Origin of the sequence: Streptomyces sp. PA03-3a, assembly GCF_033792735.1 — a bacterium.
Classification (GTDB): domain Bacteria; phylum Actinomycetota; class Actinomycetes; order Streptomycetales; family Streptomycetaceae; genus Actinacidiphila.
In genome coordinates this window covers 40289-54337 of the sequence record NZ_JARAVM010000019.1, presented here as the reverse complement: position 1 = coordinate 54337, position 14049 = coordinate 40289, and the positions used below count along the sequence as shown (strand labels likewise).

Annotated in this window: 16 protein-coding genes; 9 read left to right on the top strand and 7 right to left on the bottom strand. The window is 73.7% G+C overall.

The window, feature by feature from the left end:
• The first annotated feature begins 40 nt into the window (after positions 1-40).
• Complete coding sequence (sph, locus tag PV342_RS22965) at positions 41-1054, top strand: sphingomyelin phosphodiesterase (protein WP_400796419.1); 1014 nt, start codon at positions 41-43, stop codon at positions 1052-1054.
• Positions 1055-1118: 64 nt separating this feature from the next.
• Here the strand turns inward: sph and PV342_RS22960 are convergent, their stop codons facing one another.
• The 3 genes from PV342_RS22960 to PV342_RS22950 all read right to left on the bottom strand — a co-directional run bounded on the left by PV342_RS22960 (position 1119) and on the right by PV342_RS22950 (position 5657).
• Positions 1119-1946, bottom strand: coding sequence for an aldo/keto reductase (locus PV342_RS22960; RefSeq protein ID WP_500318564.1), 828 nt, complete (start codon positions 1944-1946; stop codon positions 1119-1121).
• Positions 1947-2086: 140 nt separating this feature from the next.
• Positions 2087-3919, bottom strand: a complete 1833-nt coding sequence (locus PV342_RS22955; protein ID WP_361007886.1) for an AMP-dependent synthetase/ligase — start codon at positions 3917-3919, stop codon at positions 2087-2089.
• A 214-nt stretch (positions 3920-4133) separates the two neighbouring features.
• On the bottom strand, positions 4134-5657 hold the full coding sequence (locus tag PV342_RS22950) for an MFS transporter (protein ID WP_500318563.1): 1524 nt from the start codon (positions 5655-5657) through the stop codon (positions 4134-4136).
• Positions 5658-5779: 122 nt separating this feature from the next.
• Here PV342_RS22950 and PV342_RS22945 point away from each other — a divergent pair, with 122 nt between their 5' ends.
• Entirely contained in the window at positions 5780-6754 is a 975-nt protein-coding gene (locus PV342_RS22945) for an Lrp/AsnC family transcriptional regulator (RefSeq protein WP_400796431.1), read from the top strand.
• Here the strand turns inward: PV342_RS22945 and PV342_RS22940 are convergent.
• A complete protein-coding gene (locus PV342_RS22940; protein WP_361007880.1) occupies positions 6732-7586 on the bottom strand; it encodes a LysR substrate-binding domain-containing protein in 855 nt (284 codons plus the stop codon). The genes PV342_RS22945 and PV342_RS22940 overlap by 23 nt on opposite strands.
• Positions 7587-7707: 121 nt before the next feature.
• Between PV342_RS22940 and PV342_RS22935 the strand changes: the two genes are divergently transcribed.
• On the top strand, positions 7708-8742 hold the full coding sequence (locus tag PV342_RS22935) for a bile acid:sodium symporter family protein (RefSeq protein WP_500318562.1): 1035 nt from the start codon (positions 7708-7710) through the stop codon (positions 8740-8742).
• Between the two features lie 38 nt (positions 8743-8780).
• Here the strand turns inward: PV342_RS22935 and PV342_RS22930 are convergent, their stop codons facing one another.
• Both PV342_RS22930 and PV342_RS22925 read right to left on the bottom strand, forming a co-directional pair.
• Positions 8781-9152, bottom strand: coding sequence for a hypothetical protein (locus PV342_RS22930; protein WP_500318561.1), 372 nt, complete (start codon positions 9150-9152; stop codon positions 8781-8783).
• 30 nt (positions 9153-9182) lie between these two features.
• Positions 9183-10037 (bottom strand): MBL fold metallo-hydrolase, encoded by an 855-nt coding sequence (locus PV342_RS22925; protein ID WP_400796443.1) that lies wholly within the window; start codon positions 10035-10037, stop codon positions 9183-9185.
• A 115-nt stretch (positions 10038-10152) separates the two neighbouring features.
• Between PV342_RS22925 and PV342_RS22920 the strand changes: the two genes are divergently transcribed.
• Positions 10153-10344, top strand: a complete 192-nt coding sequence (locus PV342_RS22920; RefSeq protein ID WP_386986222.1) for a hypothetical protein — start codon at positions 10153-10155, stop codon at positions 10342-10344.
• Positions 10344-10937, top strand: coding sequence for a histidine phosphatase family protein (locus tag PV342_RS22915; protein ID WP_386986219.1), 594 nt, complete (start codon positions 10344-10346; stop codon positions 10935-10937). Before PV342_RS22920 ends, PV342_RS22915 begins: the two co-directional genes overlap by 1 nt.
• A 29-nt stretch (positions 10938-10966) precedes the next feature.
• Here PV342_RS22915 and PV342_RS22910 read toward each other — a convergent pair whose 3' ends face one another.
• On the bottom strand, positions 10967-11341 hold the full coding sequence (locus PV342_RS22910; protein WP_400796446.1) for a cupin domain-containing protein: 375 nt from the start codon (positions 11339-11341) through the stop codon (positions 10967-10969).
• Positions 11342-11431: 90 nt separating this feature from the next.
• Here PV342_RS22910 and PV342_RS22905 point away from each other — a divergent pair, with 90 nt between their 5' ends.
• From PV342_RS22905 to PV342_RS22890, 4 genes are all read left to right on the top strand, one after another.
• The gene (locus PV342_RS22905; RefSeq protein ID WP_391575637.1) at positions 11432-11884 is read left to right on the top strand and encodes a MarR family winged helix-turn-helix transcriptional regulator; all 453 of its coding nucleotides are present in this window, start codon (positions 11432-11434) and stop codon (positions 11882-11884) included.
• Between the two features lie 14 nt (positions 11885-11898).
• Positions 11899-12531, top strand: a complete 633-nt coding sequence (locus tag PV342_RS22900) for a hypothetical protein (protein WP_500318560.1) — start codon at positions 11899-11901, stop codon at positions 12529-12531.
• On the top strand, positions 12528-13526 hold the full coding sequence (locus PV342_RS22895; protein WP_500318559.1) for a nucleotidyl transferase AbiEii/AbiGii toxin family protein: 999 nt from the start codon (positions 12528-12530) through the stop codon (positions 13524-13526). Before PV342_RS22900 ends, PV342_RS22895 begins: the two co-directional genes overlap by 4 nt.
• Before the next feature lie 149 nt (positions 13527-13675).
• Positions 13676-14038: a UBP-type zinc finger domain-containing protein gene (locus PV342_RS22890; protein ID WP_386986207.1), complete on the top strand. Its 363-nt coding sequence runs from the start codon at positions 13676-13678 to the stop codon at positions 14036-14038.
• The last annotated feature ends 11 nt before the right edge of the window (positions 14039-14049 follow it).

Below are 14049 nucleotides of genomic sequence, written 5' to 3'. Positions count from 1 at the left end.
CTGTTCCGCGACCGAGCTCCATCCGACTCCAGGAGGGCCCGTGAGACACGGCAGAGCCGCCGCCTGCGCATTCGTCCTGCTCCTCGCCTCGTCCGCCGGCGCGGCCGGTACCGCAACGGCGACCGCGACTGCGGCGACCGCGACTGCGGCGGCCGCCCCCGCGGCGACCGCCGCGGCGCCCCAGCTGCGGCTGGTCACCAGCAACGTGATGATGCTGCCGCGCACGCTCTACCCCAACTGGGGCCAGCTGCACCGCGCCGACCTGATAGCCGCCTCCGGCTACGTCCAGGGCGCCGACGTCCTGGTCTTCCAGGAGGCGTTCGACAACGGGGCGTCCGACCGGCTGCAGGCGAACCTCAAGGGCCGCTACCCCTACCAGACCCCGGTGCTCGGCCGGTCCAAGAGCGGCTGGGACCGCACCGAGGGCGCGTACAGCTCGCTCACGCCCGAGGACGGCGGTGTGACGATTCTCAGCAAGTGGCCGATCCTGGAGAGGGTCCAGCATGTGTACGGCGACGCGTGCGGCGCGGACTGGTTCTCCAACAAGGGCTTCGTGTACGCCGTCCTCGACGTGAACGGCACCCGGGTCCACGTGGTCGGCACCCACACCCAGGCCGACGACTCCGCCTGCGGCAGCGGGGAGGCCGCGAGCGTCCGCGCGGCCCAGAACCGGGAGATCGACGCCTTCCTCGACGCCCGCGCGATTCCGGCCGCCGAGCCGGTGGTCGTCGTGGGCGACCTCAACACCGACGCGGGCGGTGCCGAGTACGCCCGTATGCTCGCCGACCTGGACGTCTCCGCGCCCGACGCCGACCCCGGCCCGGTCGCCAGCTTCGATCCCGCCACCAACTCCGTCGCGTACGACCGCTATCCCGACGACCCCGCACAGCGCCTCGACCACGCGCTCCTGCGCAACGGCCACGCCCGCCCGGCCCGCTGGAACAACCGCGTGGTCGACGAGCACTCCCCGCGCTGGTCGGTCACCAGCTGGGGCACCACTTACACCTTCGACGACTACTCGGACCACTACCCGCTGGTCGCCGGGGACGTGTGAGAGCGCGGAGCGGCGGCCTGCCCGGCCCGCCGGGCCGGGCAGGCCGCCGCCCCGCGTGTGCGCGTCAGTTGAAGGAGGACGGGTCCGGGCCGAGGCGCCCGCCGTTGTCGAGGGCGTCGACCGCGGCCAGGTCCTCGCCGTCGAGCTCGAAGCCGAAGACGTCGATGTTCTCCCGGATCCGCGACGGGGTCACGGACTTGGGGATCACGACGTTGCCGATCTGCAGGTGCCAGCGCAGGACGACCTGGGCCGGGGTCCTGCCGTGCTTGGCGGCGATAGCGGCGAGCGCCGGCTCGTCGAGCAGTCCGCGGCCCTGGCCGAGCGGCGACCAGGCCTCGGTCGCGATGCCGTGGCCCGCGTGGAAGGCCCGCAGCTCGGTCTGCGGGAGGTGGGGGTGCAGTTCGACCTGGTTGAGGACGGGCGCGACGCCGCCCTCGTCGAGCAGGTGCCGCAGCAGGTCGACCGGGAAGTTCGACACGCCGATGGCCCTGGCGCGGCCGTCGGCGTGGATCTTCTCCAGGGCGCGCCACGTCTCCAGGTACAGGCCGCGGGCGGGCGCGGGCCAGTGGATCAGGTAGAGGTCGACGTACTCCAGGCCGAGCTTGCCGAGGGAGGCGTCGAAGGCGCGCAGGGCGTTGTCGTGGCCCTGGTCGGTGTTCCACAGCTTGGTGGTGACGAACAGTTCCTCGCGCGGGATGCCGGAGGCGGCGATGGCGCGGCCGGTGCCCTGTTCGTTCCGGTAGAGCGCGGCGGTGTCGATGCTGCGGTAGCCGGCCTCCAGGGCCGTGGCGACCGCGGTGGCGGCCTCGTCGTCCGGGACCTGCCAGACGCCGAAACCGAGCTGCGGCATGGTCACGCCGTTGTTCAGGGTGATGTCGGGAACATTGCTCACGAGCAGGCCGTCCTCACTTCGTCGGAGTCGGACTCGAGGTCTGTCCCTTGTTCAACGATCTCCGCGCCGGCGGCATTCCCCCTGGTGTCCGTCCTGCGAGCCGCCCCGCGCCCCCGCTGCGAGTCTTTCCAGGAGCCGCTTTACGAGTGGTAGAGGGCCTCGATCTCGCGGGTGTAGGCCTTCTCTATCGCCCTTCTCTTCAGCTTGAGCGACGGTGTGAGCAGCCCGCCCTCCTCCGAGAACTGCCCGGCCAGGATGCGGAAGGTGCGGATCGACTCGGCCTGGGAGACGAGCGTGTTGGCGGCGACGACCGCCCGCCGGACCTCCGTCTCCAGGTCGGGGTCGCGGATCAGCTTGGCGATGGGCAGCTGCGGCTTGGACCGCATGCTCAGCCAGTGCCCGACGCCCTCGGGGTCGAGGGTGATCAGCGCGCCGATGAAGGGCCGGTCGTTGCCGACGACGACGCACTGCGAGACCAGCGGGTGGGAGCGCACCCGGTCCTCCAGCACCACCGGCGAGACGGACTTGCCGCCGCTGGTCACCAGGATCTCCTTCTTCCGCCCGGTGATCGTGAGGTAGCCGTCCTCGTCGAGCGCGCCGAGGTCGCCGGTGGCGAGCCAGCCGTCGTGCAGGACCTCCGCGGTGGCCTTGGGGTTGTTAAGGTACTCGCCGAAGACCTGGCCGCCGTACACCCAGATCTCGCCGTCGTCCGCGATGTGCACCGTGGTGCCCGGGATGGGCACGCCCACGGTGCCGAAACGCGTCTGCTCGGGCGGGTTGGCGACCGCGGCGGCCGTGCTCTCGGTGAGCCCGTACCCCTCGAAGATGCGCACGCCCGCGCCGTCGAAGAAGAGCCCCAGCTGCCGGTCCATCGCCGAGCCGCCGGAGAAGGCGTGCCGGACCTTGCCGCCGAGGGCGGCGCGCACCTTGCCGTAGACCAGCTTCTCGTAGAGCTGGTGCTGCATCCGCAGCGAGGTGCTGGGGCCCGGGCCGGTGCCGAAAGCCCGGGCCTCCATCGCCTCGGCGTGCCGCACCGCCACCTCCACGGCCTTCTCGAAGGGCCCGAGCCGGCCCCCCGCCTCGGCCTTGCGGCGGGCGCCCTGGAAGACCTTCTCGAAGACGTACGGCACGGCGAGCACGAAGGTCGGCTTGAAGGAGGCCATCGCGGGCAGCAGTTCGGCCGCGGCCAGGTTGGGCTGGTGGCCCAGCCGGACCTTGGCGCGCACGGCCGCCACCTCCACCATCCGCCCGAAGACGTGGGCGAGCGGCAGGAAGAGCAGGGTGGAGGCCTCGTCGCCGCGCTTGCTGTGGAAGACCGGCTCGTACCGGGCGACGACGTTGTCGCTCTCCGACATGAAGTTGCCGTGGGTGATCACGCAGCCCTTGGGGCGGCCGGTGGTGCCCGAAGTGTAGATGATCGTCGCGATGGCGTCCGGGGTGACCGCCTGGCGGTACCGGTGCACCAGGTCGTCGTCGACGGCGGCGCCGTGCCGGGCCAGTTCGGACAGCACGTCGGAGTCCAGCTGCCACAGCCGTGTCAGATGGGGGAGTTCGTCGACGACCGCGCCGATCGTCATCGCGTGGTCCTCGTGCTCGACCACGCAGGCGACCGCCTCGGAGTCGTGCAGCATCCAGCGGACCTGGTCGGAGGACGAGGTCGGGTAGATGGGGACGGGCTGGGCGCCGATCGCCCACAGCGCGAAGTCCAGCACCGTCCACTCGTAGCGGGTCCGGGACATCAGGCCGACCCGGTCGCCGAAGCGGATCCCCTGGGCGATCAGGCCCTTGGCGACCGCGAGGACCTCGTCGCGGAACCGGGCGGCCGTGAGGTGTTCCCAGTCCGTGCCGTCCGCTCCGGTGCGGCGGCTCAGCACGATCCGGTCCGGCTCTTCGTCGGCATTGACGAACACGGCGTCCGCCAGACCACCGACCTGGGGTGCCGTCACCAGTGGGGGAATGGTGAACTCGCGCAACGTCGCTCCTCGACCGCCTCGGCGGTCACAGAACGTACCCGATACCACGTGGGGTGGGGAGGGGAGTGACATTCGGCTGTGAAGGCCCGGGTGGGCTCCCTCACACTCGTGTGACGAGCCGATTCCCGGTTACCGCAAGGAACACGGTGCGGGAGGACGGTTCCCGGGCGGACCGGGGTCCGCCCGGACTCTGCACCAAATCCCCTCGAGGGGATCACGGCCGCTCTACAGTCCCCACCGGCTCGGGGGCCGCCGCCGGCGCCCCGCCCGGCCGTTCGCGGACCAGGACGAGCACGACCGCGCCCGCCAGCAGGCCGGCGGCACCCGCCGCCAGGGCCGCCGCGTTCAGGCCCGAGGCGAAGGCGGCGTGCAGCGCCTGGTCCGCCGCCGCGCGCCGGCCGGAGGGGACCCGGGCCAGCAGCTCCCGTGCGCCTCCGCCCGCGAGAGCGCGGGCCGTCGCGTGCGGGTCGGGGGCCCCGGCGTCCCGCAGGGAGTGCTCCATCCGCGTGGAGAGCAGGGTCCCGAACACGGCGACGCCGAGGGCGTACCCCAGCTGCCGGAAGGTGTTGACCGCGCCACCCGCCATGCCCGCCCGCCGCGGCGGCACCGAGGAGAGCGCCGCGCCCGCGATCGCCGGATTGACCAGCCCGACACCGAGGCCCGCCACGACCAGCCCCGCGGTCAGGGCGCTCCAGCCGGAGCCGGCGTCGAGCACCGTCTGTGCCAGCGCGCCGGCCCCGATGAGGACCATCCCGCCGCCGATCACCAGACGGTACGGAGCGCCGTGCAGGAATCGGCCGCCCACCGCCGAGGCCACGAAAGCCGCCAGTGCCAGGGGTATCAGCACCAGGCCGCCGCGGACCGGGCTCAGGCCGAGCAGCGTCTGCAGCCACAGCGAGGTGTACGGCAGGAAGCCGAAGGCCGTCCCGCTGAGCGCCAGCGCGCCGATCATGATCGCGGTGAAGGACGGGTTGCGGAACAGCGCCAGATCCAGCATCGGCTGTGCGGCGCGCCGCTCCACCGCCACGAACACCACCAGCGCCGCCACCGCGCCGCCGAACGTCCACGCCGTACGGGCCGAGGCCCAGCCGGCCTCGTCCGCGCGGATCACGGCGAAGGTGAGCAGCCCGGCGAACGCGGTGAAGGACGCCGTGCCCGGCCAGTCGATCCGTGCCTCGCCGTGGCCCCGCGACTCCTTCACCAACCGCAGCGTCAGGGCGATGGCCGCGACGCTCACCGGCAGGTTGACGTAGAAGATCCAGCGCCAGTCCAGCGCCTGGGTCAGCAGCCCGCCCAGCACCGGCCCGAGCGCCGCCGCCGCGCCGCTGACCGCGCCCCACACGCCCAGTGCCACCGACCGGTCGCGGCCCTGGTAGGCCGCGCCGAGCAGCGAGAGCGTCGTGGCGAACATCGCCGTCGCACCGACGCCCTGCACCGCGCGCATCGCCACCAGGGCCCCCGCTCCGGGCGCGAGCCCGCAGGCGAGGGAGGCCGCCGCGAACAGGGCCGTGCCCGCGACGTACATCCTGCGCCGGCCGATCACGTCGGCCGCGGAGCCGGCTCCCAGCAGCAGCGCGGCCAGCGCCAGCGCGTAGACGTCGATCATCCACTGGAGGTCGGACAGCGTCGCGTCCAGGGCGTCCGCGATGTCGGGCAGCGCGACGACGACGATCGTCACGTCGATGAGCAGCATGAAGGTGCCCAGGCAGACCGCCGCCAGCGGTCCCCACTTGCGCATGGTCCTTCTCCGTTCCGTTCTTCCGTATCGTGACGGCCTTCCGTACCTTCGCGAGAAGACCCGGGCTTCCTCCAGCCACCGGCCGAATCGCGACGGAATCCGACGCAGCAGAGGAGCAAACGATGGATTCCCACGCGCTCGACGAGCTGGACATGCGGCTGCTGCACTCCCTGCAGCTCGACGGGCGCGCCCCTTTCAGCCGGATCGCCGAGGTCCTCGGCGTCTCCGACCAGACCGTCGCCCGGCGCTACCGCCGGCTCCGCGGCGACCTCGGGATGCGCGTGCTCGGACTGCCCGAGCAGGAGCTGCTCGGACGCACCCGCTGGGCGCTGCGGCTGCGCAGCACCCCCGAGGCGGCCGAGTCCCTCGCGAAGGCCCTGGCCCGACGGGACGACACCGCCTGGATCTCGCTGATGTCGGGCGGCACGGAGGTGATATGCGTGACGCGCCCCCGCAGCCACGACGAGCACGACGCACTGCTGCTCGGGCGTCTGCCGCGCACCCCGAGCATCGTGGAGATCGGCGCCCACAGCATCCTGCACACCTTCTACGGCGGCGCCCTGGGCTGGTACGCCAAGCGCGGCGCGCTCACCGACGCGGAGGTCGCCGCGCTGCGGCCGCCCCCGCCCGAGCCGCCGTCCGGCACCGTGGTGCTGGACGCCACCGACGAGGCGCTGCTGGCCGTCCTGGCCAGGGACGGCCGCGCCTCCTACCCCGAACTCCACCGCGCCACCGGCCTGTCGGAGTCGGCGGCCAAGCGGCGGCTGGAGCAACTGCGGGGCTCGGGCGTGCTCTACACCGACGTGCAGCTCGACACGGCGTGGGTCGGCCACGCCACCCGCGCCATCTTCTGGATCACGGCCGCCCCCTCCGCCCTGTCCTCCGTCGGGCAGGCGCTGGCCGCACACCCCGAGACCGCCTACGTCGCGGCGACCACCGGATCCTCCAACCTCGTCGCCGTGGTCATCTGCAGCAGCACGCCGGAGCTCTACCGCTACCTCAGCGAGTGCGTCGGCGCCCTGGACGGGGTCCGGCACGTGGAGACCGTGCCGTCGCTGCGCCTGGTCAAGCAGATCACGACCGAAGGGATCCGCTGAGGATCGCTGCCGCGAGGGCTTCGGCCGCCTCCTGCGCCGCGGGCCGCCGCCGCCCGTGCAGCAGCACGAAGTCGACCCCGCCGAGCTCCGGCAGTCCCGCGCGGGCCGCGACCCGCACCAGACCGGGCGGGATCAGCCCCTCGGCGTGCGCCATCACCCCGAGGCCCGCACGGGCCGCGGCGATCAGCCCGCTCAGCGAGCCGCTGGTGCACGCGATGCGCCACGCACGGCCGTCGCGCTCCATGACCTCGAGGGCCCGCGCCCGGGTGATCGCCGGGGCCGGGTAGAGGATCAACGGGACGGGCCGCTCGGCCTCGGGGCGGTAGCGCTCGCCGGCGATCCACACCAGCCGGTCGCTCCACACGAGTTGGCCGTGGGTGTCCCCGGCCGCGCGCTTGCCGAGTATCACGTCCAGCCGGCCGGCGGCCAGCTGCCGGTGCAGGGTGGCCGACAGCTCCACCGTCAGCTCCAGGTCCACCTCGGGGTGGTCGCGCCGGAAGCGCTCCAGGATCTCCGGCAGCCGGGTCAGGACGAAGTCCTCCGAGGCGCCCAGGCGCAGCCGGCCGCGCAGCCGGGTGCCCGCGAACCAGCCCGCGGCACGCTCGTTCGCCTCCAGGATCGTCCGGGCGAAGCCGAGCATGGCCTCGCCGTCCTCGGTCAGCTCCACGCTGTGCGTGTCGCGCGTGAAGAACCGCCGGCCGGCGGCCTCCTCCAGCTTGCGCACGTGCTGGCTCACCGTCGACTGGCGCAGGCCCAGCCGACGGCCGGCCTGCGTGAAGCTCAGCGTCTGGGCCACGGCGACGAAGGTCCGCAGCTGCACGGGATCGAACACACCGCCAGCCTACCGCCGCCCATCGCGATACGTGATGACAGTCAGTGCGGTCAAAGTCATTTACGATCACCCGGTCACCGGGCACTCTGGAGAGGGCCCCGTCCAGCACCTGAGGAAGACCATGCGCCGCCTGCGTTACCCGTCCTGGATCCCTGTGGACCCGTACATCGCGGCGCTGCTCGGCACCGTGCTCCTCGCGGCCCTGCTGCCCGCCCGGGGCACCGGCGCCCACCTCGCGGGCGGAGCCTCCACCGGAGCGGTCTGGCTGCTCTTCTTCCTCTACGGCGTGCGCCTGTCCACCCGCGAGGCGATGGACGGACTGCGCCACTGGCGCCTGCACGGCACCGTACTGGCCGCCACCTTCGTCGCCTTCCCGCTGCTCGGGCTGGCCTCGGGCGGACTCGTGCCGTTCCTGCTGACGCCCGAGCTGCACACCGGGCTGCTCTTCCTGTGCCTGGTGCCCTCGACGATCCAGTCCTCGATCGCCTTCACCTCCGTCGCCCGCGGCAACATGGCCGCCGCCATCTGCGCCGGCTCCTTCTCCAGCCTCGCCGGACTCGTGATCACCCCGCTGCTGGCCGCGCTGCTGCTCGGCGGCAGCGGCGCGGGCCTGTCGGCGCACGCGGTCCTCGGCATCGTGCTGCAACTGCTGGTGCCCTTCATGGCGGGCCAGTTCCTGCGGCGATGGATCGGCGGCTTCGTCACCGGCCACAAGAAGGTGCTCGGCCTGGTCGACCGGGGCTCGATCCTGCTGGTCGTCTACACGGCGTTCAGCGAGGGCGTGGTGCGCGGCATCTGGCACCAGGTCACGCCGCTGCGCCTGCTCGCACTGGTGCTGGCCGAGGCCCTGCTGCTGGCCGCGATGCTGGGCCTCACCTCGTACGGCTCGCGCAGGCTCGGCTTCTCCCGCGAGGACCGGGTGGCCATCGTCTTCGCCGGGTCGAAGAAGAGCCTGGCGGCCGGACTGCCCATGGCCACCGTGCTGTTCGGGGCACAGGCCGGGCTGATGGTGCTGCCGCTGATGCTCTTCCACCAGATGCAGCTGATGGTGTGCGCGGTCCTCGCCAAGCGGTGGGCCCGCCGGGCGGAGGCGGCCGCGCCCGCCGCCGCCCCGGCCGCCGCGCGGCCCAGGGAGGCCGTGGCCGGGCGCAGGTGAGCCCGGGGCCGGCCGTACGGCAGCGGCGCCCGGCCCGCTCAGCGCACGGCGTCGGCCACGAGGACGGCCGGCGCCATCCCGAGGAACAGCGTGTACGCGAACAGGGCGCGCCCCCGGTCACCGGCACGCAGCTGCCGCACCAGCACCCAGGCGAAGATCCCCGCCTCCAGCGCCGCCCCGGCGACGCCGACGGGAGGGTGCCACACGCCGACGAGCACGGCGGAGCCGCCGAGCGTGTGCAGCGTGCCGAGGAGCGTGGGCACCCACAGCCGCCGTCCATCGAGGAGGCCCAGCCGGGTCAGCTCGTCGAGCCGCTCCAGGCCCGGCCGCGCACGGGCCGGCTGGGCGACCGCGGAGGGCACGACTTCCAGCAGCAGGAGGACGGTCAGCGCGACGGCGAGTGCGAACACCCGCACAGCGTGCCGTACGTTCGAAGGCGCTCAGTCCTCGCGGCAGATGACGAACCCCGGGTAGGGGTGGCGTCCCGGCCGGTCGCCGATCTCCTCGATCGCCCGCCGGATGTCGTGGAGCTGCTCCACGGTCATCTCCAGCGGCGGCTCGTCGGGCTGGTGGGTGGTGCGGACCGGGTAGTCCACGCCCGGCTCGCGGGTCATCTCGACGTGGCAGCCCAGCACATGGGTGACCCGGCGCTCCGCGGCGAAGGCGACCAGCCGGTCGATGGTGCGCCGGAAGGCGGCCCAGTCCGCCACGTACAGCCGGCCCGGGTAGACGGTGTCGCCGGTCAGCAGGAAGCCCGTCGCGGGGTCGTAGTAGGTGACGGCCGAGGGGTGGTGGCCGGGTGTGGCCAGGCATTCCAGGACCCGCCCGCCGAGGTCCAGGCGCGCCACGCGGTCGGGGTCCTCGGTGAGGCCGAGGAAGCCCCAGGCGCTGTCGCGGTCCGCCGGCACCACGACGGTGTCCGGGCGGCCGGCGAACTGCGCGTCGCCGGCGACGTGGTCGCCGTGCGCGTGGGTGTGCAGCACCAGCAGCTCGTAACCCGGCCGCTGCAGGGCGGGCGGCCGCAGTTCGAACAGCTCGTCCACGACCTCCCGCAGCGGGAAGAACTCCTCCTCCGGCGTGGCCCCCGTGTCCAGGAGCACCGCGCGGTCGTCCCCGAAGAGCAGGAAGAGGAAGGGCGCCTCGTAGTGGACCGCCTTGTTCTGCCGCAGGATGAAGGTGCGTTCGTCGTACTCGAACACCTGGATGTCGGGATCGGTGTTGTGCTTCGCCGACGGCGACCCGTGGATCCAGCGCACGTCGAGCGGCTCCGGCGCCGGAGGGGCGGATGCGTTCATGGCGTGTTCTCCTGCGGGCAGTCGTGGCGCCGGCCGGTCCGGCCCGAGGTCCGTTCCGCCGGGTGGCGCGGGCACCGTTTTGTGCGTCCCACCGGTCGGGAGAGACACTGTCCACGTGACCTCGGAGGCAGCGGTGGCGACGTCCACCCACCATATCGGCGTCCCCGACCGGGGCCGCGACGGCGGCCGGGGCACCTCGCGGCACGCATCCCGGCGGCCGCCGGGACACCGCGCGCGTGACCGCTCTCTCGCCAGTGATCCCGACGGCAACGACATCGCGGCCGTCCCCATGGAGGTGGCCCCCTGATGGCTCCGCGCCTCGTGCTCGTCCGGCACGGCCAGACCGAGTGGTCCAAGAACGGCCGGCACACCGGCAGGACCGACATCCCGCTCACCGATGAGGGCCGGGAGGCGGCCCGCCTGCTGGGCAAGCGCCTCGCCCGGGCGCCCTGGCACGACTTCCCGGGCGCCCGGGTGCGTACCAGCCCCCTCGTGCGCGCCCGCGACACCTGCGAACTCGCCGGGTTCGGCGACCGCGCGCAGACCTGGGACGCGCTGCGGGAGTGGGACTACGGCGAGTACGAGGGCCGCACCTCCCCGGAGATCCGGGAGGAGCGCCCGGGCTGGGTGATCTGGCGTGACGGAGTCGTGGGAGGCGAGACCTCGTGGCAGGTCGCCAACCGCGCGGACGAGGTCGTGGCCTGGGTCAAGGAGGAGGACAGCGACGCGGTCGTCTTCGCGCACGGCCACTTCCTGCGCACCCTGGCCGCCCGCTGGCTGCGGCTGGACCCGATGCGCGGCATGGTGCTGAGCCTGGCCCCGGCCTCGCTGTCGGTCCTCGGCTGGGAGTACGGCGACCCTGCGATCACCCTCTGGAACGACACCGCCCACCTGCAGTGACGCGCTGACCCGCGAGGTGCCCGGCGGGATCAGCGGGCCCAGGGCGGGCTGATCCGCGACCCGTCGGCGAGCACCGCCTCCAGGCCGACGCCCGTGGTCACCCAGACGGATGCGGGGCCGTCGCCGGGGTTCTCCAGGGCCAGGCGCGAGCCGGCGGGCGCCGTGGCGACGTCGCCGGGGGACAGGTCGTGGGTCTCGCCGTCGATGGTCAGGCGCGGGCTGCCGGACAGGACGAGGAAGACCTCCTCGCGGCTGATGGTGTGCGCGGGACCGGCGGTCCCGGCCGGCACCTCGCCGCGCCACGCGCACAGTTCGTGGCTGCCGGTGGCGGTGCGGGCGTACGAGACGAAGCGGACGCCGTGCAGATCGTGGACGACGGCGTCGGAGGAACGGACGACGGGCATGTGGGCTCCTGTTCCCTGATGGGCAAGCAACTTGAGCAAGTTGCTTGCCTGTATGCTCAAGCTCCTTGCGCACTGTGTCAAGGTGGCCCCATGAAGGACGAAGAGGCCCTGGCCATGGCCCTGGGTGTCAACCTGCTCGCCGCCGCCGGCGCCCTCACCGCCGCCATCCACGACGGCGTCCTCGCACGCGGCTTCGACGACCTCCGGCCCGCCCACGGCTTCGCCTTCGCCCGGATGGCGGCGGGCGGCGCGACCGTCACCGAACTCGCCGCACACCTCGGGGTGACCCGCCAGGCGGCCGGGCAACTCGTCGACGAACTCGAGGCCAAGGGCTACGCCGAACGCCGCCCCCACCCGGACGACGCCCGGGCCCGGCTGGTCGTCCTCACCGACCGCGGCCGCGCCTGCACCCGCGCCGCCGAGCAGGCCGCCGCCGACGCCGTACGCCCCTGGGCCGGCGTGCTCGGCGAGGACCGGCTGCGCGCCCTCACCGCGGACCTCGGGCGGCTCGCCCCGGGCGGCCCGGTCCGGCCGACGTGGTAGGCGGCACCCCGGCGTTGGACTTCACCGGCGACTTCGAGACCCACTTCACGCTGCGCGCACCCGGGCCCGGGGACGAGGAGCGGATACGCCGCTGGGCGGAGCGCAACGGCCTCAAGTACACCCGCATCGTGCTGGACCGGGGCGCCACCCCCGACCAACCCATGCTGACGCTGCGCGGCCGCGGCGCCCTCCCCGGGCAGCGCGCCGCCGCCGAGCGGTGGACAGGACGGCTGCGCGCCGAGGGGATCGGCGTCGCACGCGTGAAGATCGAGGCCGCGCCCTGGAACGACGGCGTCCCCCGCACCGGCCCGGAGGCCCGCGCCCTGCCGCCCGGGACCTACTTCGAGCACCACGTGAAGCTCGTCCTCACCGACCAGGCCCGCCTGGACGAGGTCCGGGCGATCGCCGGACGCCACGCCGCCCATGTCTCCCGCAACGCCCGCCGCGACCTCGGCGACCGCGGCCACGAACGCTTCGTCACCCAGCGCTGCTGCGACGTCGGCCGCCCCGAGGCGCGCCGGCGACTCGACGACCTACTCGGGGACCTCGCCGGGGCGGGCTTCACGGCGGTGGAGGTCGAGGAGGAGTTCGTCGTGCACGACGACACGCCCGCCCTTGACGACGGCTGGATCGACGAGGCGCGATGAGCGCCGCCGCGCCACGGGACCCTTCGGCCGTCGCCCGGCGCGCCGTCCTCGACCATCTGCTGGGCCTCGTCGCGCGGTCCCCACTGGCCGAGTACCTCGTGCTGCGCGGGAGCATGGTGATGCCCGCCTGGGTCGGCGCCGCCACCCGCGAACCGGGCGACCTCGACTGGATCGTCCCGCCCTCCCTGGCGGTGCCGATCGAGCCGCTCCACCCGTACCCGTACGTCGACGAGCGGGCCACCGTGCAGCAGTGGCCGGAGGCCGCCGACGGCGCCGCCCGCCCCGAGATCTGGACGGACGAGGAGTTCGGCACCGGCGGGCAGCGGGTCCACGTCCCGCCCGAAGGCCTGCACTGGATCGTCGACCCCGAACCCGACAGCACCGACGACCTCGACGGCCCGCCCGGCGAACTGCTCGAACTGGTCCGGGCCCACCCCGACGCGGCCCCCGGCATACGCCTCGACGCCGAGGCGGCCCGGGACGACGGCAGTTGGACCTGCGCGGAGTACGACACGCCCGGCGTGCGCCTTGTCATCCCCTGGCACGCCGACGGCCTGCCCCCCGGCGAGGTGAGCCTGGACTTCGCCCGCGACGAACGGCTCCCCGAGCCGCCCGTCCTGACCGCCGTGCCGCGCGGCGACGGAGGCCCTCCGGCCGTGGTGCTCACCGCGAGCCGCGAACTCTCCCTCGCCTGGAAGCTGCTGTGGCTGCAGGCCGACGCCGCCGCCGAGGGCCGCGCCCAGGGCAAGGACCTCTACGACGCGGTCCTCCTCGCCGAGGCGCCCGGCACCGCCCTCACGCACCGCCTGCTGCGCCGGGTGATGAGCCGCGAGCCCGGCCACCCGGCATCCGCGCCCCGGCTCACCGAGGTCACCCCGCACTCCGTCGACTGGGACACCTTCCGCGCGGCCCACCCCCACGTCACGGGCTCGGCCGCGGAGTGGCTCGCCCGTCTGTCGCGAGCGCTGGACGGCGCCCTGGCGGACGGTCGCTGACGTGCTGCACCGCCGTGCGAAGCGGTGGGCGCGGCGCCGAGCGGGGTGCCGGGCGCCGTCGAGGGAGCCGTCCCGCTTCACCCGGTGGCGGCAGGTGAGGGCGGTTAGCATGCCAGGAGAACGTGATCGCGGTTAAGGAGGCGGGTCCCATGGCGGACGACATCACGATCCCCGGCATCGACCCCGCGGCCCGGCCGAGCGGCGACGGGTGCGCCGACTGCGGTGCCGGCCAGGGGCCGGGCTGGTGGCTGCACCTGCGCCGCTGCGCGCAGTGCGGGCACATCGGCTGCTGCGACTCCTCGCCCTCCCAGCACGCGACGCGGCACGCGCAGGAGGAGGGCCACCCGTTCATCACCAGCTACGAGCCCGGTGAGAGCTGGTACTGGAACGTCGAGACCGAGGAGTACTACGACGGTCCCGCACTGACCCCGCCGAACTCCCGCCCGGAGGGCCAGCCCTCCCCGGGCCCCGCGGGCAAGGTCCCCGAGGACTGGCAGGCGCAGCTGCACTGACGGCGGCGTCC